Origin of the sequence: Pseudomonas sp. Q12-87 (genome assembly GCF_001269755.1) — a bacterium.
GTDB classification, from domain to species: domain Bacteria; phylum Pseudomonadota; class Gammaproteobacteria; order Pseudomonadales; family Pseudomonadaceae; genus Aquipseudomonas; species Aquipseudomonas fluorescens_S.
This window is the reverse complement of sequence record NZ_LHVI01000014.1, coordinates 92765-111562: the sequence shown is the minus strand read 5'-3', so window position 1 is coordinate 111562 and position 18798 is coordinate 92765. Positions and strand designations below refer to the sequence as shown.

General features: G+C 62.2%; 18 protein-coding genes. 2 read left to right on the top strand and 16 right to left on the bottom strand.

Going from position 1 to position 18798, the window contains the following annotated elements; genetic code table 11:
- Positions 1–127: 127 nt before the first annotated feature.
- From argE to AD663_RS09615, 10 genes are all read right to left on the bottom strand, one after another.
- Complete coding sequence (argE, locus tag AD663_RS09660; RefSeq protein WP_053213622.1) at positions 128–1285, bottom strand: acetylornithine deacetylase; 1158 nt, start codon at positions 1283–1285, stop codon at positions 128–130.
- Positions 1282–2436 (bottom strand): FAD-binding oxidoreductase, encoded by a 1155-nt coding sequence (locus AD663_RS09655; RefSeq protein WP_053213621.1) that lies wholly within the window; start codon positions 2434–2436, stop codon positions 1282–1284. The genes argE and AD663_RS09655 overlap by 4 nt, the downstream gene beginning before the upstream one ends.
- Positions 2433–3809, bottom strand: a complete 1377-nt coding sequence (locus AD663_RS09650) for an NAD(P)/FAD-dependent oxidoreductase (RefSeq protein WP_053213620.1) — start codon at positions 3807–3809, stop codon at positions 2433–2435. Before AD663_RS09650 ends, AD663_RS09655 begins: the two co-directional genes overlap by 4 nt.
- Positions 3791–4099: a (2Fe-2S)-binding protein gene (locus tag AD663_RS09645; RefSeq protein ID WP_003180217.1), complete on the bottom strand. Its 309-nt coding sequence runs from the start codon at positions 4097–4099 to the stop codon at positions 3791–3793. Before AD663_RS09645 ends, AD663_RS09650 begins: the two co-directional genes overlap by 19 nt.
- A complete protein-coding gene (locus AD663_RS09640; RefSeq protein ID WP_003180215.1) occupies positions 4096–5940 on the bottom strand; it encodes an ABC transporter ATP-binding protein in 1845 nt (614 codons plus the stop codon). Before AD663_RS09640 ends, AD663_RS09645 begins: the two co-directional genes overlap by 4 nt.
- Before the next feature lies 1 nt (position 5941).
- Positions 5942–6817 (bottom strand): ABC transporter permease, encoded by an 876-nt coding sequence (locus AD663_RS09635; RefSeq protein WP_003180212.1) that lies wholly within the window; start codon positions 6815–6817, stop codon positions 5942–5944.
- On the bottom strand, positions 6814–7770 hold the full coding sequence (locus AD663_RS09630; RefSeq protein WP_053213619.1) for an ABC transporter permease: 957 nt from the start codon (positions 7768–7770) through the stop codon (positions 6814–6816). Before AD663_RS09630 ends, AD663_RS09635 begins: the two co-directional genes overlap by 4 nt.
- 43 nt (positions 7771–7813) lie before the next feature.
- On the bottom strand, positions 7814–9457 hold the full coding sequence (locus AD663_RS09625) for an ABC transporter substrate-binding protein (protein ID WP_053213618.1): 1644 nt from the start codon (positions 9455–9457) through the stop codon (positions 7814–7816).
- Between the two features lie 86 nt (positions 9458–9543).
- Positions 9544–10818: an FAD-binding oxidoreductase gene (locus AD663_RS09620; RefSeq protein WP_003180206.1), complete on the bottom strand. Its 1275-nt coding sequence runs from the start codon at positions 10816–10818 to the stop codon at positions 9544–9546.
- 34 nt (positions 10819–10852) lie between these two features.
- A complete protein-coding gene (locus AD663_RS09615; RefSeq protein WP_003180204.1) occupies positions 10853–11521 on the bottom strand; it encodes a haloacid dehalogenase type II in 669 nt (222 codons plus the stop codon).
- A 525-nt stretch (positions 11522–12046) separates the two neighbouring features.
- On the opposite strand from AD663_RS09615, the gene AD663_RS09610 reads away from it, so the two are divergent.
- Positions 12047–13507, top strand: a complete 1461-nt coding sequence (locus tag AD663_RS09610) for an aldehyde dehydrogenase family protein (RefSeq protein WP_053213617.1) — start codon at positions 12047–12049, stop codon at positions 13505–13507.
- Positions 13508–13510: 3 nt separating this feature from the next.
- On the opposite strand, the gene AD663_RS09605 is transcribed toward AD663_RS09610, so the two are convergent.
- On the bottom strand, positions 13511–13903 hold the full coding sequence (locus tag AD663_RS09605) for a GFA family protein (RefSeq protein WP_003180201.1): 393 nt from the start codon (positions 13901–13903) through the stop codon (positions 13511–13513).
- 114 nt (positions 13904–14017) lie between these two features.
- A complete protein-coding gene (locus AD663_RS09600; RefSeq protein ID WP_003180199.1) occupies positions 14018–14947 on the bottom strand; it encodes a LysR family transcriptional regulator in 930 nt (309 codons plus the stop codon).
- A 125-nt stretch (positions 14948–15072) separates the two neighbouring features.
- Between AD663_RS09600 and AD663_RS09595 the strand changes: the two genes are divergently transcribed.
- Positions 15073–15474 (top strand): RidA family protein, encoded by a 402-nt coding sequence (locus tag AD663_RS09595; RefSeq protein ID WP_003180195.1) that lies wholly within the window; start codon positions 15073–15075, stop codon positions 15472–15474.
- A gap of 240 nt (positions 15475–15714) precedes the next feature.
- On the opposite strand, the gene AD663_RS09590 is transcribed toward AD663_RS09595, so the two are convergent.
- The 4 genes from AD663_RS09590 to AD663_RS09575 all read right to left on the bottom strand — a co-directional run bounded on the left by AD663_RS09590 (position 15715) and on the right by AD663_RS09575 (position 18726).
- Positions 15715–16194: a VOC family protein gene (locus tag AD663_RS09590; protein WP_003180194.1), complete on the bottom strand. Its 480-nt coding sequence runs from the start codon at positions 16192–16194 to the stop codon at positions 15715–15717.
- Between the two features lie 67 nt (positions 16195–16261).
- Complete coding sequence (locus AD663_RS09585) at positions 16262–17563, bottom strand: Nramp family divalent metal transporter (RefSeq protein ID WP_003180192.1); 1302 nt, start codon at positions 17561–17563, stop codon at positions 16262–16264.
- Positions 17564–17696: 133 nt separating this feature from the next.
- Positions 17697–17951 (bottom strand): hypothetical protein, encoded by a 255-nt coding sequence (locus tag AD663_RS09580; protein ID WP_003180190.1) that lies wholly within the window; start codon positions 17949–17951, stop codon positions 17697–17699.
- Positions 17944–18726, bottom strand: coding sequence for a VacJ family lipoprotein (locus tag AD663_RS09575; RefSeq protein WP_003180188.1), 783 nt, complete (start codon positions 18724–18726; stop codon positions 17944–17946). Before AD663_RS09575 ends, AD663_RS09580 begins: the two co-directional genes overlap by 8 nt.
- Between the last annotated feature and the right edge of the window lie 72 nt (positions 18727–18798).

Sequence of the window (18798 nt, the reverse complement as noted above, 5' to 3'; positions counted from 1 at the left end):
CAGCCTCACCACTGATCCCCATGTGGGAGCGGGCTTGCTCGCGAAGGCGGCGTGCCAGTCGACTCATTGTTAACTGACACATTGCCTTCGCGAGCAAGCCCGCTCCCACATTTGTCTTGTGTATGGCTTAGAGTTTCAACGCCCCCAACAACCCATCCAAAAACCGTTCCCCCGCGTCCATCTGGCTGATCTCGATGAACTCGTCCGGCTTGTGTGCCTGTTCGATGGAGCCTGGGCCGCAGACCACCACCGGCACGTCCAGGCGTTGCTTGAACAAACCGCCCTCGGTGCCAAAGGACACCTTGGCGGTACCCGTGCCGGGGGCGGCGAAGTTTTTCAGGAATCGCACGGCCTCGACGCTCGGATGCGTATCCAGGCCGGGATAGACGTTCAGGGTTTCGATTTCGATGTCCGCCACGCTGGAGAGTTGCCGGGCCTCGCGCACGATCACTTCGGCACGTTCGCGCAATTGCTCCAGGAATTGATCCAGGTTATCGGCCGGCAGGTTGCGCACTTCGAAATCCAGGGTGCACAGGTTGGGCACGATGTTCAGCGCCTTGCCGCCGACAATCTGCCCCACATGCACGGTACTGTAGGGCACGTCGTAGTCGCTGTCCTGGGCGCCCTGGGCTTGCAGTTGCTGCTGGCTCTGGCGCAGCGCCGCGATGAAATCACAGGCCACGTGAATGGCATTGACCGAACGCGGCGCCAGGGACGAATGCGCTTCCAGGCCACGACAATAGGTGCGGTAGGAACCCTTGCCCTTGTGTCCGAGAACGAACTGCATGTTGGTCGGCTCGCCGATCACACACAGGAATGGCCGCACTGGCGCCAGGTGCAGCACGTCGAGCAAGCGACGCACCCCCACGCAGCCAATCTCTTCGTCATGGGAAAGCGCCAGTTGCAGCGGCCGGTTCAACGAATGGTCGGCGGCGTCGAGCATGGCGTCGATGGCCAGCGCGATAAAGCCTTTCATGTCACAGCTGCCGCGCCCATACACCCGCCCGTCCCGCACGGTCGCCTGGAACGCCGGGACGGTCCAGGCCTGCCCCGCCGCGGGCACCACGTCGGTGTGGCCGGACAGCAAGATTCCGGGCAACTCACGCGGACCGGTGCTGGCGAACAGGTTGGCCTTCTTGCCGCTTTCATCCTTGACGATCAACGACTCGATGCCCTTGCCCAAGAGCAGCTCGCGCACGTACTCGATCAGGGCCAGGTTCGATTCAGAAGAGACCGTCTCAAACGCCAGCAGGCGCTGGAAAATGGCTAAAACCCGGGGCTTCATGAGGCCTTGCTCCTTTGCTCGGCTGAAAGGGCGAACCGGCGGATGGAAAACGGCTCGATCGAGGTTCGAGTACTGCCGGTGCTGATCAGTTCGGCCATGACGTCGCCGACGCCTGGGCCGAGCTGGAAACCGTGACCGCAAAACCCGAACGCATAGTACAAGCCATCGACATTGCCACTGGGGCCCATCACCGGCAGCGAATCGGGCATGTAGCCTTCGATGCCGCTCCACACGCGGATGATGTTCAAGTTGCCGACGCCCGGCAGCAGCCGACGCATCTGCTCCAACTGGTTGAGAATGCTGCGCGGCTCGACATAGGCCCGGCGGTTGAGCATGTCCGGCTTGCTGCGATAGCCGCCGCCAATGACGATGTTGCCCCGGGGAATCTGGCGGAAATAAATCACTTCCTCAGGGATCTTGGTGTACACCCCGATCACCGTCGGCAAGGCATACGGCACCGGTTCGGTGACGGCCATTTGCGGACCGTGGGTGTCCAGCGGCACCGGCTCGCCGAATTGCGCCGAGAGTTTCTGGCCCCAGGCGCCGGCGGTAATCAGTAATTGCGTGCCGTTGAACTGGCGGCCGTCGGTAGTGGTAACACTAAAACCGTCACCGCCCTTCTGTACCTCGGCCACTTCGGTGCGTTCTTCGATTTGCGCACCGAGGCGCCGCGCCGCCCGGGCAAATGCCGGGGCCGCCAGGCGCGGATTGGCGTGACCGTCATGGGGCGCGTAGGAGCCGCCCTTCACATCCGGGCCGAGAAACGGAAAGCGCTTGTGCAGCTCGTCGCCACGAAAGATCTTCAGGTCCAGTTGCTCCGCCTCGGGAGCGTCTGCGTAGGCTTGCAGCTCGGCGATCTCGTCATCGCGATAACACGCGCGCATGTGCCCGCTGGCGATGAACTCCAGGTCGTCGTCGATCAGCTCCGGCAAGCGCTTCCATAGCGCCCAGGAACGGTTCGCCAGTTCCAGTTGCCCAAGAAAGCGCCCCTGGCGCCGAACGTTGCCGAAGTTGACGCCGCTGGCGTACTGACCGATCTGGTCACGCTCAAGCAAGATCACCGATTGCCCACGTTGGCGCAGGAAAAACGCCGCCGCCGAGCCCATCAGGCCGCCGCCGACGATCACTACGTCGGCCTTGTGTATCGTCATGGCGCCACCTCCCGGGTGAGCATGGAAAGCGGTTTGACCGGTGCCTGGCCGCGCTGGCGGCCGACTTCCCGGACATCGACCCCGGCCGCCGCCGCGATCACTTCGGCCCCGGCCTGGGAGCAATAACGGCCCTGGCAGCGGCCCATGCCGACCCGGCTGAAGGCCTTGGCGCGGTTGACTTCGCAGGCGCCCTTTTCACTGACGGTGCGCCGCAGTTCGCCAGCGCTGATCATTTCGCAGCGGCAGACGATGGCCTCGTCCGGCAATGCCTTGGCTTGCGCCGCCGGCCAGGGAAACGCCTGGGCCAGGCCGAGGCGAAACGCATCCATCACCTTGAGCGCCTGACGCTGTTCAGCCACTTGCACGGCGTCCACCGGTTGCTGCAGATCGCCCAACAGCGCCATGGCAACCAGGCGCCCGGCATGCTCGGCGGCGTCGGCGCCACGGATCTTCGACCCGTCGCCAGCCGCGTAGACGCCATTGACCGACGTGCGACCTTGCTCATCCGTGTCCAGCAACCACTGGCCAGACGCCTCGTCAAAGCGCAGGCGACAACCCGCCAGGTCGGCCAATTGGGTTTCCGGCCGCAAGTGATAACCCAGCGCCACGGCGTCGCAATCCACCGTCAAGGTCTTTGCGCTGGCGGTGCGGACCCGCACGCCGCTGACACCCGTGGTGGCCTCACCAAGCACTTGCAGCGGCGAAATCCCCAAGTGCACCGGGACCTTGGCCCGATACAGCTGCGCCAGCAGCTTCATGCCGGTGAACAGCAACCCCGGGCGCGCCATGAGTTGGGGCAAGGCCTGGATGCGCTTGGCCAGCGGCGAGGTGTCGAGCACCGCCGCGACATTGGCGCCCGCCTTGAGGTATTGGCTGGCAACCAGGTACAGCAACGGCCCGCTGCCCATGAACACCACGCGATGGCCGATGGAAACGGCCTGGGCCTTCAAGGCGATTTGCGCCCCGCCGAGGCTGTAGGTGCCGCCCAGCTGCCAGCCTTCAATCGGCATCAAGCGATCGGTTGCGCCGGTGCACAGGATCAGCGCGTCGTAATCCACCACCGAATGCTGGCCCTGGCTGACGCAGCACAGCTGGCCCGGCGTCAAGTTCCACACCAGGGTGTCCGGACGGTAATCGATCTGGGGGCGCAGGCGGTCGAAGGTTTCGTGCAGGTCCTGGGCCTTGCGCGCTTCGGTGCCGTAGAGCGTCACGTAGCTGCGGGTGAACCCTTCGGGTTGGCGTCGGTAGATCTGTCCGCCATCGCGACGATTCTCGTCAATGACGATCGGCTTGAAACCGGCGGCCACCAAGGTCTCGGCGCTACGAACGCCCGCCGGCCCAGCGCCAACAATGACTATCCGCGCAGTGGCCATATCGCCTCCGGTTGTTGGGTGATGATGTCCAGTCCCTCACGCACTTCGTTGGAGCAGGCGCGCAGGCGTTCGCCGCTGCGGGTCCAGACCCAGCAATCCTGGCAGGCACCCATCAGGCAAAAACCGGCCCGGCTGCCCGGATCGAATTCCGACTGGCGCAACGCCGGGCCATGGGTCAGCAACGCGACCATCAAGGTGTCGCCCTGCAACGCCTCGATGGGCATGCCGTCCACCTTCAACTTGACGATGGGCCGGCCCTGTTCGGCCAACCTCACGAAACGACCGTTCATGCATAGGCTCCCACGATCATGCTGTTTGAATTCTGCTGGCTCTTGAGCAACTCGCCGCCGTCGTGATGACAGAGGATCTCACTGCCGCCGTCGATGAATTGCCGGGGCGGCGCGGTGTGGTTACACACGCCGTCGACCCGCACCGGGCAGCGATTGAGAAAGGTGCACAGGCCTGGCACATCGGCGCGCGGGCCCAACGCCGGCAGCGTGCCGCAGGTCGTGGCGCCGCAACTTTCCAGCCAGCCCTGACGCAACTCCGGCACCGAATGAATCAGCAGCTCGGTGTACGGATGAAACGGCGCCTGGGCGAACGACTTTCGCGTGCCCTCTTGGATCTTGTGGCCGCTGTACATCACCACGATGTCGTCACACAGCGCTCGCACCGTCGAGATGTCGTGACTGATGAACAGATAGGAAACCCCCAATTGCTGGCGCAGGTCGCGCAGCAGTTCGAGAATCGCCGCGCCCACCACCGTGTCGAGGGCCGAGGTCACCTCATCGCAGAGGATCAAGTCCGGTTTGGCCGCCAGCGCCCTGGCCAGGTTGACCCGCTGTTTCTGACCGCCGGAGAGTTCGCTGGGGCGGCGCTCGGCCATGTCCCGTGGCAGGCGCACCAAGTCGAGCAGTTCGCCGATCCGCTCGCGCAGCGCTGCGCCCTTGAGCCCGAAATACATCTTCAGTGGCCGGCTGAGAATGGTGCTGATGCTGTGCATCGGATTAAGCGCTGTGTCGGCGTTCTGGAAGACCATCTGGATGCGCCGGAACTGCTCACCCGTGCGTTCGGACAGGCTGCCGCCCAGTGGCTGGCCATCGAACGTCAGCCCACCGAGTGCGGGGGTCAAAAGCCCCGCCACCACCCGTGCCAGGGTCGACTTACCCGAGCCGGACTCACCGATCACACCGATGGCCTGGCCCCGGCGCACCGTCAGGTCGATATCCTCGAGCACACGGATCGCCGGCATGCCGTGCTGGTTCTTGTTGCCGTAGCCGGCGGTCAAACCGCTGATGGTCAGCAACGGCGTGTCTTCGGCCACACCGCAGGGCGGACGAATCGTCGTGTCCGGCCGCGCTGCCGCCAGCAGGCTGCGGGTGTAGGCATGGGCCGGGTTTTTGAGCAGTGGTTCGGTGGCGCTCTGTTCGAAAATCTGCCCGCCATTGAGTACCACGATCTGGTCGGCCATTTGCGCAACGACGGCCAGGTCGTGGGACACATAGACCGCCGTGGCCCCGCGCTCGCGAACCACACGCTTGAAGGCGCGCAGCACGTCGATCTGGGTGGTCACGTCCAGCGCCGTGGTCGGTTCATCGAGCACCACCAACAGCGGATCGCTGATCAGGGCCATGGCCGCCATTACCCGCTGCAGTTGCCCGCCGGAGACTTGGTGCGGATAACGCTGGCCGATGCGATCAGGGTCAGGCAACGACAGGTCGCGGAACAGCTCGATGGCCTTGGCTTCGAGGACGGCCCGAGTGCCCAGGCCATGAATCAACGCGCCTTCCACCACCTGGTCGATGAGTTTCTTCGCCGGGTTGAACGCCGCTGCCGCGCTCTGCGCAATGTACGACACACGGTTGCCACGCAGGCCTTGCAGCTGGCTTTCACCCAGCGCCAGCATGTCATGCTCGCCAATGCGCACCACGCCGCCGGCCAGGCGACAACCGCGCCGGGCATACCCCAACAGCGCCAAGGCGATGGTGGTCTTGCCGGAGCCAGACTCGCCGATCAGCGCCAGCACTTCGCCCTTTTCCAGGGAGAAACTCACGCCCTTGACGATCTCAACTTCGCCGCGCTCGCCACCGGCGACCACACGCAGGTTTTCGACTCGGATCAATTCGCTCATATCAATGGCCTCCCGTACGTCGATTGCGCCGTGACGACAGGCGATCGATAAACAGATTGACGCCGATGGTCAGGGTGCCGATGGCCAACGCCGGTATCACGATGGCCGGCGCGCCCTGGTTGAGGCCGCCGATGTTTTCCCGCACCAGCGAGCCCAGGTCGGCATCCGGCGGTTGCACGCCCAGGCCGAGAAAGCTCATGCCGCTGAGCAGCAGGACGATGAAGCCGAAGCGCAAGCCAAGGTCCGTCAGCACCGGATTGAGAATGTTCGGCAGGATCTCGACACAGGCGATGTACAACCGACGCTCGCCACGGGTACGGGCCACTTGCACATATTCCAGGGCCTCGATGTTCACCGCCATGCTGCGGGCGATACGGAACGCGCCCGGCATGAAACTGAGTACCGCGGTGCAGATCAGCAAGGTCACCGATGAGCCGAAGGCCGAGACCATGATCAGCGCGAGCATTTTGCTCGGGATGGAAATGAACGCGTCCATCAGGCGGCTGATCAGTTCGTCCAGCCATTTGGGCGAGACCACCGACAGCAACGCGCAACTGGTGCCCAGCCCACTGGCCAGGACCGCTGCCACCAACGCCAGGCCAACCGTAAAACGCGCACCGACCAGGATGCGGCTGAGCATGTCGCGGCCCAGGTAATCGGTGCCCAACGGGTACGTGGCGCTGAGGCTGTCAAAGACATTGTCGGAAACCACTTCGCCTACCGGGTGCGGCGCCAGCCAGGGACCAAAGATGGCGATCAGCAGCCAGATCACACACATCGCGGCGCCAATCAGGCCGAGCCAGGGCGCTTTGTGAGCGACCTTGCCCACCGCCAGTTCGGGCGCCGCAGGCGGCGATTTCACCATGAGATTGTTCATTGGTTTCTCAGCCTCGGATTGGAAAGGATCGCGCACAGATCGGCGATCAGTACCAACATCAGGTACGCCGTGCAAAACAGCATGGTGCAGGCCTGGACCAGCGCCATGTCGCGGTTCGTCACGGCATCGACCATCAAGCTGGCGATACCGGGATAGTTGAAAATCGTCTCGACGATCACCACGCCACCCAACAGGTAGGACAGGCTCAAGGCGATGGCATTGGCAATCGGTCCGATGGCGTTGGGCAAGGCATGGCGCAGGACCACCCGCACCGAACTGACGCCCTTGAGGCGGGCCATTTCCACGTAGGGACTGTCGAGCTGATCGATGACCGCCGCCCGGGTCATGCGCGCCATTTGTGCGACGATGACGCAACACAACGTCATCACCGGCAACGCGTAGGTGCGCATGAACTGCAGCGGTGAGGTGATTTCGCTGGAATACGACAGCGCCGACAGCCAGCCCAGGTTCACCGCGAAAATCAGCACCGCCAGGGTGGCGACCAGAAACTCTGGCACCGCCACCATCGCCAGTGTCCAAAAGCTCAGGAAGCCATCGATGCGCCCGCCTCGGCCCATGGCCGAACCGATGCCCAGTACCAGCGCCACCGGCACCGACACCAGCGCCGTCGCGGCCGCCAGCATCAGGGTGTTGGGCACCCGTCCGGCCATCAGCTCAGTGACCGGCACGGCGTTGGAGACCGACAGTCCCATGTCGCCGCTGAGCAGGCTCGTCAACCAGTGCAGGTAACGCAATACACCCGGCTGATCGAGCCCCATTTTCACCCGCAGGGCGGCCACTTGTTCTGGCGTGGCGAACTGTCCGAGTGACTGTTGCGCCGCGTCTCCCGGCAACACCGCCGTGATGGCGAACACCACCATCGATACGATCAACAGCGTCACGATCGCGGCACCCAGGCGCCGGCCGATCAGCCACAGTGTATTGCTATTCATCACCCTACCCCTTGTGCCGTGTCACGCAGCCAAACATTGCTTATCAAGCGTCCAGCCAGATTTGCTCGGCAAACATGTAGCCCATGAAACCACCCAGCGGATTGGTGCCGTAGCCTTTGACGCGCTGGTCGACGCCATCGATATTGCTGATGAATACGGGAACGCCGATACCACTGTGCTCATGCACCAAAGCCTGCATGTCGCCATACATCTTGCCGCGCTTGACCTCATCGGTTTCACCCCGGGCCTGGATCAGCAGTTGGTCGAACTGCGGATTTTTCCAGCCCGATTCATTCCAGGGCGCAGTCGACTGGAAAAATTGCGAGAAGATCATGTCGGCGTTCGGCCGAGGGTTGATGTTGCCGAAGCTCAGCGGGTGCTTGGCCCAGTGATTGGACCAGTAGCCATCGCTCGGCAAGCGGTTGACGTTGAGCTTGAGCCCAGCCTCCTTGGCCGATTGCTGCAACAGCACGGCAACGTCGACCGAGCCGGTGGCCGCCGGCGAGCACATCAGTGGCATGCTGATGCTGTCCATACCGGCTTTTTTCAGCAGGAAGCGCGCCTTTTCCGGATCGTAGGCCCGTTGCGGCAGGTCGGCGTTGTAGAACCGCGCGCCGGGGGCGATGGGATGGTCGTTGCCGACCCTGGCGAAGCCACGGAAGATCGCCGACTTGACCTGTTCGCGGTCCAGCAGCAATTTCATGGCCTCGGTGAATTCCGGGCTTTGGCCGGGCATCTGGTCCTGGCGAATGATCAGGTCGGTGTAGTTACCCGACGGTGAATCGACAACCCGGTGGTTGGTGCTGTCTTTGATGCGTGTGGTCGAGCGCGGGTTGACTTCGTTGATGATCTGCACGTCACCCGACAGCAACGCGTTGACCCGTGACGGTTCGTCGGCGATGCCGATGAATTCGATCTCGTCGAGGTAAGGCAACCCCGGTTTCCAGTAATTGGCGTTGCGCGCACCAACCGAGCGAACCCCTGGCTTGAACTCCTTGACCTTGAACGGCCCGGTGCCGATGCCCTGGCTGAAGTCGCTGGTGCCTTCGGGCACGATCAGCAGGTGAGAGATGGCGAGGATAGAAGGCAGCTCGGCGTTCGGACCACTGAGGCGTATCTGCACCTCGTGGGTGCCGTTGGCCTTGACCTCGGCAAACTGCTCCGCCAGAGGCAAGACCTTGGATCCAGTGATCGGGTCCTTGTGTCGCAACAGGGAAAACACCACGTCGGCGGCGGTCAAGCCTTTGCCGTTGTGGAAGACCACTTCCTTGCGCAGGGTAATCACCCAGAGCGTGGCGTCGGTGGTGTCGATGCGTGCGGCCAGTTCCAGTTGCGGCACCATGTGGCTGTCGAAACGGGTCAGGCCGTTGTAGAACATGTAGTGACGCACGTAGTCCGTAGACGATGAGCCTTTGGCCGGGTCCAGGGTGTCGGCGGTGGAACTGGAGATACCGGCGACGCGGATACGCCCGCCGGGCTTGCCTTTGCCGGGACTGACTTCCTCATCGGCAAACAGTTTGCCGGCAGCGCCAAACAGGCTGCCGGCGCCCGCCACCGCCACACCCGCCACCCCCAGCATCTGCAATGCATGGCGGCGCGACATGCCGCGATTGAGCCCTTCGAAAACACGCAGGCTTTCTGTGCCGGTAATCAACTGGCCGTCGATGCTGTTCTTATTGTCAGTCATGTCAGTTCTACCTTCCGCAAGTGATTAGGGCTCGGTTGCGCACGGTTTACGCAACGTGGTTGAAACACAAAACAACGCCATATGAATCAGTGTAGGTAGTCCTGCAGGCGGTAATACGCGCCTACCAGCGGCAGGAACCAAGGCTTGCCGAAGTGCCCGGGAATGGCCGGCCAATCGAGTTCGCGCCACGGGTTGGCCTCGACTCTGCCGGCCATGACTTCGGCCATGACCTGGCCCATGTGCACCGACATCTGCACGCCATGGCCGCTGTAGCCCATGGAGTGAAAAACCCCGTCATGCTGGCCGGCCCGAGGCAGCCGATCGGAGGTCATGTCCACCAACCCGCCCCAGCAGTAGTCGATCCGGGTGTTCGCCAGCTGCGGGAACATTTGCACCATGGCGGCTTGCAGAACCTTGCCGCTCTTGGCATCGGAGACGCTGTCAGACATGGCAAACCGCGCTCGACCGCCAAACAGCAGACGGTTGTCCGGGGTCAGCCGAAAGTAATTGCCGATCATGCGACTGGTGACATAGGAGCGGCGGGCCGGCAGCAAGCTGTCGATCAACGCCTGAGGCAGCACTTCGGTCGCCACCACGAAGCTGCCCACCGGCACGATCCTGCGCCGATACCAGCCCAAGCCACCCTGCTGGCAGGTGCCGGTCGCCAGCAAAATCTGCGTGGCATGTAGCGTTCCCTTGCTGGTGTTGACTTGGTAGCCGCCGCCGCTGGCCTTCCAGTCCTTCACCGCCACACCCTGGAAGATCGATGCGCCGTGACGCGCCGCGGCTTCCGCCAGGCCGACCCCGAATCGCCCGATGTGCATCTGTACGCCATTGCGCTGGAGCAAACCGCCGTGGAACTGGGCCGAGTTGACTTCCTCCCGCGTTTCTTGGGCGGACAACAACTCGACGTCGGCGTCGACCTCCTTGCGGATCAGTTCGCAGGTGCGCGCCAGTCCTTCGTAGTGCATCGGTTTGGCGGCCAACTTGAGCTTGCCGTTGCGCGTCAGGTCGCAGGCGATGTGCTCCTGCTCCACCAGCGCAACAACGCTGTGCACGGCGCTTTCATAAGCCTGGTAATAGGCGCGCGCTTTTTCGGCGCCGAGGCTGGCGCTTAATGCCGCGTAATCCTGAGCGACGCCGGTGCTGCAATGCCCACCATTGCGCCCCGAGGCTTCGCCAATCACCCGGCCCGCTTCGAGCACCGCCACGCTGGCGCCCTTCAAGGCCAGGGCCCGGGCCGCTGCCAGGCCGGTGAACCCGCCACCGACGATGGCGACATCAACCTGCCCGGGCAACCCGCCGAGCTGAGCACCGGTAAATGCCGGTGCGGTATCGAGCCAATAGGACTCACTGCCCATGTCTAACCCCTTGCCTTGAAAAGTGCGCCGAGACTCAGAGCCCGACCAGGCCGGCCAACCCGCCGATGTCCGGGATCTGGTGGTAGCCAAAAATGGCGTTGGCCGGTTGTTCATGCCCACGGGCGACGAAGGCTTTGTGCTTGATCTTCATGTCATGGGCCGACATTAGGTCGTAGCGGAAACTCGACGAGACGTGCAGCACGTCTTCCGGCCCGCAGCCGAGGTTATCGAGCATGTATTCGAAGGCCGCCAGGCGCGGCTTGTAGGCCTGGGCCTGTTGGGCGGTGAAGACTTTATGGAAAGGCGCACCGAGCTTGTCGACGTTGGACATGATCTGCTCGTCCATCGCGTTGGAGAAAATCACCAGGGGGATCTTGTCGGCGATTTTCGACAGGCCGGCCGGCACGTCGGCGTGGGGGCCCCACGTTGGAACGGCGTCATAATACAGCTGGCCTTCGCCGCGGTATTCCACGCCCCAACGCTTGCAGACCCGCGCCAAGGACGTCTTGATGACTTCATCATAGGGCCGCCAGTCACCCATCACCTGATCCAGGCGATAAGCGGAGAAGTCCTTGACGAACTGGTCCATCTGCTCGGCCGGGACACGGTCGGCGAACAGCTCGCGCGTCATGTTGCCCATCTGGAAATTGGTCAACGTGCCGTAGCAGTCGAAGGTGATGTACTTGGGTCGAAGAAAGCTCATGAGTGCGGTCCTGAATTGTTGTTAAAGGCATGACGATGCAAACATTGACGCCGTTCGTGAGGCCTCAGTGCAACGCTGCATCACGTTTTCATTACAACACCATGAGACCGTGGAAAAACCGTTAAAAATATAGGCCGCTTGGTACAAACCACCGTTTTGCGGGGTTCGCTCAGCAGACTTTGCGGGATGCTCCAGGCGTGGGCGTTGCGCCCATGTTCCTGCGGGTTTGCGGGCAGTTATGGTGCGTAAAACAGGCTCGCCGGGGCGGGTTCGCGGCAGAATCTACGCCTGGGCGTGGGGCCGCCTCGGCATCTTCGTTGGAGGGGTGGGCGTCATCGCGAGCAGGCTCGCGATGGCGATGGCGATGGCTCGCAGCGCTAACGCTACGTTTGCGAAGTTACCCCGGTCGAGACAGCAGATTATTCTTTGCCGGGCTCAACAACGGCACATGTCATCGAGGCTGCTTTGTTAGCTTATTGAGAACACACGGCGGCTGCGCCATAACTGCTCCAGGGAGCCCGTTGGATGACCACCTCTTCTTCTAACCGCCACAGTGTCGACCCGCAAACGCTACGACAGCTTTATATCGATGGCGCCTGGTCAGCCCCAGTCCATCCGGCCACGCTGTCGGTGGTCAACCCGGCGACCGAGGAAATTGTCGCTGAGGTGGCCAGTGGCTCCGCCGAAGACGTCGATCGGGCGGTAGCCGCCGCGCGTGCCGCATTTGCCGGCTGGTCCGCGACACCGGTAGACGCTCGGGTAGTGATACTTGGAAAAATCCACGAGCTGATCCTTGAGCGCAAGGAAGCATTGGCCCAGGCGCTCTCGCTGGAGATGGGCGCGGCGATCAGTTTTGCCCGGGCCATGCAGGTGCCGTTGGCGGCCGAACACGTGCGGGTGGCCCGTGACGTGCTTGCTAACTATCGTTTCCAGAACGTCGAAAATGGCACGGCCATTCAACGCGAACCCATCGGCGTCTGCGGTCTCATCACGCCATGGAACTGGCCGCTCTATCAAATCACCGCCAAAGTCGCCCCGGCGATTGCCGCCGGTTGCACGGTGGTGTTGAAACCGAGCGAACTGTCGCCGCTGAGCGCGCTGCTTTTCGCTCAACTGGTGCATGACGCGGGCCTTCCGGCAGGTGTGTTCAACCTGGTCAACGGCAGCGGTGCCGAGGTCGGCGCAGCCATGGCGGCGCATCCCGATATCGACATGATCTCCATCACCGGCTCGAACCGTGCCGGTGCTCTCGTGGCCCAGGCCGCCGCTCCCACGGTAAAGCGTGTCACCCAGGAACTGGGTGGCAAGTCGCCGAACCTGTTGCTGCCGGACGCCGACTTCGCCGCCGCTGTGCCGCCAGGGGTGATGTCGGCGTTTCGCAATGTCGGCCAATCGTGCAGCGCACCGACGCGAATGATCGTGCCCCGCAACCGCTTGGCACAAGTCGAAGCCTTGGCCGCCGAGACCGCTAACGCGATCATCGTCGGTGATCCGCAATCGCAAGCAACGGTCCTGGGCCCCATCGCCAACGAGGCCCAGTTCAATCGGGTGCAAACCATGATCGAAGCAGGCCTGAGCGAAGGCGCAAAACTGGTGTGCGGCGGACCAGGGCGCGCGCCGGGCTTCGACAGAGGTTTCTACACCCGCCCGACGGTTTTCTCGCAGGTGGACAGCAGCATGCGCATCGCCCAGGAAGAAATCTTCGGGCCGGTGCTGTGCATCATCCCCTATGACACGGTGGATGAAGCCGTCGCCATCGCCAACGATACGGTCTATGGGCTGGGTGCTCATGTCCAGGGGCAGGACCTTGAACTGGCGCGCAGCGTTGCCTTGCGCATCCGCTCCGGGCAAGTGCTTTTGAATTACCCGGCGTGGAACCCCATGGCGCCGTTCGGTGGCTACAAGCGCTCGGGGAACGGACGTGAATACGGTATCCACGGCTTTGAGGAATACCTGGAAATCAAGGCGATTGTCGGGTTTGGTTGATCGCTAGTCCTCGGATCGATCCTTGCCCTCACGGTCCCGTATGTAATGGTGCGCGAGCGGGAACGGCGGCAGCCAGGCTTCGCGGCGCACGGTCCAGCTTTCATAGGTCGGCATCAATTGGTCGGGAGCGTCCAGGGAGCCCAGGTTCACTTCGATCTCGTCGCCGCTGCGGGCGAAAACCGACGAGCCGCAGCGAGGGCAAAAAAAACGCCCGGCATAGTCCCGGGTCTCGCCCAGGATCGTCACCGCGTCCTGGGCAAACACGGCCGCAGCGTAGAACAGCGCTCCGTGATGCTTGCGGCAATCGAGACAGTGACAAAGGCCAACCCGGTAAGGGCGCCCCGAGGCTTCGATACGGACGTTGCCGCACAGGCAACCGCCGGTGAATCGGTTCATGGTGTAGTTCCTCTGCGAACCAGTGCTCGGAATTTTCTTTTGATGCCCCTGCCCGTCTTTGGTTTAGCGCATTAACCCACCATCGGCACCGCGATTAGCAATATCGCGGTCCCATCATTCGGCTCTTTCCTTGCTGACTACCGGCGCATGTTCTGCCATCAGCTCTGCAACCCATGCGATGAACACCCGCAACTTGGCGCTGATGTGGCGGTTCGGTGGATAGGCGATGTAGAGCGGCATCGGGTCGAGGCGCCAATCATGGAACAGGCGCACCAGTTCACCTCGAGCTTCGTGGTGCCTGGACATGTATTCAGGCAGCCAGAGCACGCCCAGCCCCGCCAAACCGGCCGCAAGGTAGGCATTGCCATCGTCGATAGCCAGCACGTAGCGTCCCTTGATATGCAGATGCTCGCTGTGATTGTGCATGGCGTAAGGCACCGCTTTGCCGGTGCGAGCCCAGAGAAAACCGACGATGTGATGCGGCGAATCCTCAAGCTCCAATGGATGTCCAGGCGTGCCCATGCGCGCCAGGTAGTTCGGCGCCGCAAAGACGCCCAAGGTCAGGTCGCCGACGCGCCGGGCGATGAGCGTCTGGTCCGTCAGCTCACCGCCGCGCACCACGCAATCAACGTTCTCATCGATGATGTCGACGATGCGGTCGCTGACGCCCATGTCGATCTGGATGTCAGGGTATCGCGCATGGAACGCCGGCAGGGCCGGAATCAGGATCATCGCGGCCAGCGGGCTCGGCACGTCCACCCGCAGCCGGCCTCGGGGCAACGCTTGGGCGCCGGACAGGCTGGTCTCGGCATCGTCCATATCGGCGAGCAGGCGGATGACGCGCTCGTAATAGACGGCGCCATCGGCGGTGACGTTGACTTTGCGCGTGGTGCGGTTGAGCAGCTTGACCCGCAGCCGTGCCTCCAATTGCTGGACCAACTGGGTCACGGTGGTCTTGCTCATGTGCAGGGTTTCGGCCGCCTTGGTGAAGCTGCCCGCCTCTACCACTCGGACGAATGCCTGCATCGCATCGAAACGGTCCATTAGTGCCCCGGCTCAGATTGTTTGGGATTTACAAACAGTGAACGCCAAGGTTGCTCGTTTATCGCCCGGATACAAGCCCCTAGAGTCGACATTGTGATTTGAATTCCTTAACGATGGAGGCATCTATGACACAGCGTGACGTGGTTTTTCCGGCCGGGCGCCAGGCGCTTTACGAACGTAATCGCTATTCCCCGGCGATCCGTTCCAATGGTTTTTTATTTGTGTCGGGACAGGTCGGCAGTACCGAAGACGGCTCGCCGAAGCCTGGACTGGAGGATCAGGTACGGCAAGCGTTCAACAACCTGGAGGCGATCCTCGCCGCGGCCGATTGCAGTTTTGACGATGTGGTGGATGTCACCGTGTTCATGGTCGACCCGCAGTCGACCTTCGAGACCGTCTGGAAAGTGGTGCCCGAGTTCTGGGGCAGCGCGCCACACCCGACCCTCACCGCCGTGGGTGTGACTTGGCTGTATGGGTTCCAGTTTGAAATCAAGGTGATTGCCAGGTTGCCTGGAACTGTCGGTTGATCCGGATCGGTATTGGATGGACTGGCGTCATCGCGAGCAGGCCCCACAGGGTTTGCGGGTATGCCCCGAATCCGGAGCCCACTGCAACTCCCCTGTGGGAGCGAGCCTGCTCGCGAAGACGTCGGCACATTCAGCACCCATGCAAGCTGGACCGCCGCTTTCGCGAGCAAGCCCGCTCCCACCACTTTCGGATGTGCCCCGAATCTGGAGCCCGCTGCAAATCTACCGTGGGAGCGCAGGCTAGCCTTTCACCGCCGCCTCAATGGCCGCGATGTCAATCTTGGTCATTGTCATCATGGCCTCAAAGGCGCGCTTGGCAACGGCTTTATCGGAGCTGGTGACCGCATCCACCAGAACGCGCGGGGAAATCTGCCACGACAGCCCCCACCGGTCCTTGCACCAACCGCAAGCACTGGCCTGGCCACCGTTGTCGATGATCGCATTCCATAACCGGTCCGTTTCGGCCTGGTCGTCGGTTGCCACCTGAAACGAAAACGCTTCGCTGTGCTTGAACGCCGAGCCACCGTTCAAGCCGATGCAAGGAATGCCCATCACCGTGAAATCCACCGTCAGCACATCGCCCTGCTTGCCCGATGGAAAATCCCCGGGGGCGTGGTAGACCGCGTGTACCGCGCTGTCCGGGAACGTGTCGGCGTAGAACCTTGCAGCGTCCAGCGCCGTGCCGTCGTACCAGAGACAAATCCTGTTCTTGTTGTTCATCCGGATTCTCCTAGAGAGGGACTGGACGGTGAAGTCTAGCAGCCCCTCTTTCGGATGAAGGCCAATCTCAGGTGAACAGGTCGACGCCCAACTGGAACGCAACCCAGAGCGCCAGGCCCGTGGCAAAGACCAGTGCGATGTTCTCGAACAGGTTGTTGCGGTATTCCTTGCCCAGAAGCGATTTCTGGTTGGACATGATCAACAGGCCCAGGGAGATGACCGGCAAGCCAACGATGTTCAGCGCGTTGACGCCGATGGTCAGCGTGACGAAGTCAGGCATGCCGGGCAGCGACCAGATCAATGGCGTCACGAGGATGAACAGCATGAACCATTTGTGCGCCGGGTCTCGGTGGAATTCTTTACCGTAGCGCTCCCGACGTTCTGGCTTGACGTGCTGGAAGGCATCGGTGATGAGCATCGGAAATGCCGTGGTCTTGCCGGAAACGCTGGCGAACAGCGTGGCGAACACGCCGATGAAGAACACGTACCAACCGATCGGGCCGAAGTACATTTCCAGGGCTTTGCCCAGGTCGCCGAGGGTGTTCACCTCAATGCCATTGGGCCGCAGGATTTCCGCGCCGACGATCCAGATGGCCAGGTTGATGATGATCCCGACGAACACCGCAAACAGCAGGTCGTTACGCTGGATGCGCTTGTGCTGCGGCCCGACCCAGCCCTTCTGACGCATGACATAGGGGTGAACGAAGTTGGCGATGGAACCGGCCACCGCACCGATCACCGAGACCGCCACCAGCAGCGCGCCGTGCACGCCTTCATCGGGCGGGATGCTGAAGCCAATGGTGCCTTTGACGATCCCGACTACATCAGGGCCGGACATCACCGCCAAGGCCAGGAACGCCAGGGTCATGATCGCCAGCAGCGCTTTCATCACGCCTTCGATCATCGAATAGATATTGCGACCGACCAGCATCCACACCGCCAACACCACCGCCACCGAACAGAGCAGCGGGTAATCGGTCTTCAGCAACATGGCCAAGGCCTCACCGGCGCCCTTGATCATGTAGGCATTCATCAGGTGTCCCATGAGCAGCGCATACACCAGCAGGAACCAGGCGAAGAAGGGATTGAGCTGGGCGTAGCCCTGCAGGATGGTCATGCCCTGGTTATTGCAGAGCTGGAAACGCGCGATGATGTTGACGATCAGGTAGCGAAGCAAAAGCGATACCGCCAACACCCACATCATGGCGTAGCCGTAGTTCGAGCCGGCCACGGAAGAGGTGATCAGGTCGCCTGCGCCGAGCCAGGACAATACAGCGATGATGCCGGGACCAAGAAGCTTCAACAGGCGCACGAAACGGCTTTGCGCTGGGGCCGCAGCCTGATCCTCAACGGAAGGAATGCTCGTCATGGATGGAATCTCCGTTATTTTTTTTGTGAGAAACGGCCACAGTCGAACATATTTCATACGACATCGTACAACCATAATTACCCTGCAATTATGTGAAAATGTTTCATGTCTTTTACCTCATGAAGCCTCCAATTCAGCCCTGGCACAGCGATTCAGCGCCGCCCCGCTCCCCGTTGTGGACCATCCAGCGAATCATGCTCGCCAGGGGCACTCGATAATGCTCGACCGTGCACTCGCCCAGTTGCTCCTGGCGGTACAACTCCAAGTAGCGACTGAGCAAGACATGCCGACCATCCTCCGCCAGCCGCAGCTCAAGCTCCCGGCAATGCAGCGAGCCCTGGCCGATGATTTTGACTCGCCGATGCAACACCAGCACATCGCTATTCATTGGCGGTTTTTCCATCCGGGCACTCGGCGTTGACCGCCGAACCCAATTTGCCCTGGGCGACAAGATCGGCGCGCCGTTGTGCTGTCGCGTCTCGCAGTGCCGAGTAGTAGTCCGGCCGGGTCTGCAACTCATCCGTCAGCGGCAACGCCTCGGCGCGGCCGTCGACTATCCCGCCTACGGTATTGACCGTGCCCAGCGTCTCGACGGTATCGCTGTTGTCGCCGAACGGGTCGACGGCAAAACTCACCACCTTGCCCGTCGCATCCCGCAGGTTGCTGCTGCCCAGCAGCGGCAGCTCAACGATCGGGCCGGAGGCGATGTTCCAGACGCCGAAGGTCTGGCCAAAATCAGCCTTGTGCCGCTCGATGCCCAGCTTGCCCGACACATCGATCAAACCAACGATGCCGACGGTGGTGTTGATCGCAAAACGCCCCAGGGTATTGACCGAGCGTTGAGCGTTGCCTTGCAGCAGGTCATTGATGAACACCTTGGGTTCGCCGAAGTTGGCGACGAAATTATGGACGCCGGCCTGCACGAACTCCGGGAGCTTGAGATAACCACGGGCAACGGGGGCCAAGACATAGTCGTCCACAGTCCGGTTGAAGGCGAAAATACCGCGGTTGACCGGTTCTGCGGGATCGTGGACGGTGTAGGTCGCGCTTTCGCAAGCCCCCGCCGTAGCAGGTGGCGTGCTGGTGCAGGCGCTGGTGAGGGCAGCCAGGACAACCACAACGGCGGGTCGAACAAACATCGAAGCAGGCTTGGGAATCGGCATACGGGATTATCTCAGCGAGGAGTGAGGTGTTGCCTATGCCGGTTAAAAGCCGAACACCGAACCCCGTGGCGA

Bases quoted from the DNA above. Each gene is read 5' to 3' on its own strand.
- AD663_RS09595 (WP_003180195.1), top strand. From the start codon at position 15,073: ATGACACAGCGTGACGTGGTTTTTCCGGCCGGGCGCCAGGCGCTTTAC.
- AD663_RS09575 (WP_003180188.1), bottom strand. From the start codon at position 18,726: ATGCCGATTCCCAAGCCTGCTTCGATGTTTGTTCGACCCGCCGTTGTG.
- AD663_RS09580 (WP_003180190.1), bottom strand. From the start codon at position 17,951: ATGAATAGCGATGTGCTGGTGTTGCATCGGCGAGTCAAAATCATCGGC.
- AD663_RS09600 (WP_003180199.1), bottom strand. From the start codon at position 14,947: ATGGACCGTTTCGATGCGATGCAGGCATTCGTCCGAGTGGTAGAGGCG.
- AD663_RS09640 (WP_003180215.1), bottom strand. From the start codon at position 5,940: ATGAGCGAATTGATCCGAGTCGAAAACCTGCGTGTGGTCGCCGGTGGC.
- AD663_RS09650 (WP_053213620.1), bottom strand. From the start codon at position 3,809: ATGGCCACTGCGCGGATAGTCATTGTTGGCGCTGGGCCGGCGGGCGTT.
- AD663_RS09625 (WP_053213618.1), bottom strand. From the start codon at position 9,457: ATGACTGACAATAAGAACAGCATCGACGGCCAGTTGATTACCGGCACA.
- AD663_RS09635 (WP_003180212.1), bottom strand. From the start codon at position 6,817: ATGAACAATCTCATGGTGAAATCGCCGCCTGCGGCGCCCGAACTGGCG.
- argE (WP_053213622.1), bottom strand. From the start codon at position 1,285: ATGAAGCCCCGGGTTTTAGCCATTTTCCAGCGCCTGCTGGCGTTTGAG.
- AD663_RS09655 (WP_053213621.1), bottom strand. From the start codon at position 2,436: ATGACGATACACAAGGCCGACGTAGTGATCGTCGGCGGCGGCCTGATG.
- AD663_RS09585 (WP_003180192.1), bottom strand. From the start codon at position 17,563: ATGACGAGCATTCCTTCCGTTGAGGATCAGGCTGCGGCCCCAGCGCAA.
- AD663_RS09620 (WP_003180206.1), bottom strand. From the start codon at position 10,818: ATGGGCAGTGAGTCCTATTGGCTCGATACCGCACCGGCATTTACCGGT.
- AD663_RS09615 (WP_003180204.1), bottom strand. From the start codon at position 11,521: ATGAGCTTTCTTCGACCCAAGTACATCACCTTCGACTGCTACGGCACG.
- AD663_RS09605 (WP_003180201.1), bottom strand. From the start codon at position 13,903: ATGAACCGATTCACCGGCGGTTGCCTGTGCGGCAACGTCCGTATCGAA.
- AD663_RS09630 (WP_053213619.1), bottom strand. From the start codon at position 7,770: ATGAATAGCAATACACTGTGGCTGATCGGCCGGCGCCTGGGTGCCGCG.
- AD663_RS09590 (WP_003180194.1), bottom strand. From the start codon at position 16,194: ATGAACAACAAGAACAGGATTTGTCTCTGGTACGACGGCACGGCGCTG.
- AD663_RS09610 (WP_053213617.1), top strand. From the start codon at position 12,047: ATGACCACCTCTTCTTCTAACCGCCACAGTGTCGACCCGCAAACGCTA.
- AD663_RS09645 (WP_003180217.1), bottom strand. From the start codon at position 4,099: ATGAACGGTCGTTTCGTGAGGTTGGCCGAACAGGGCCGGCCCATCGTC.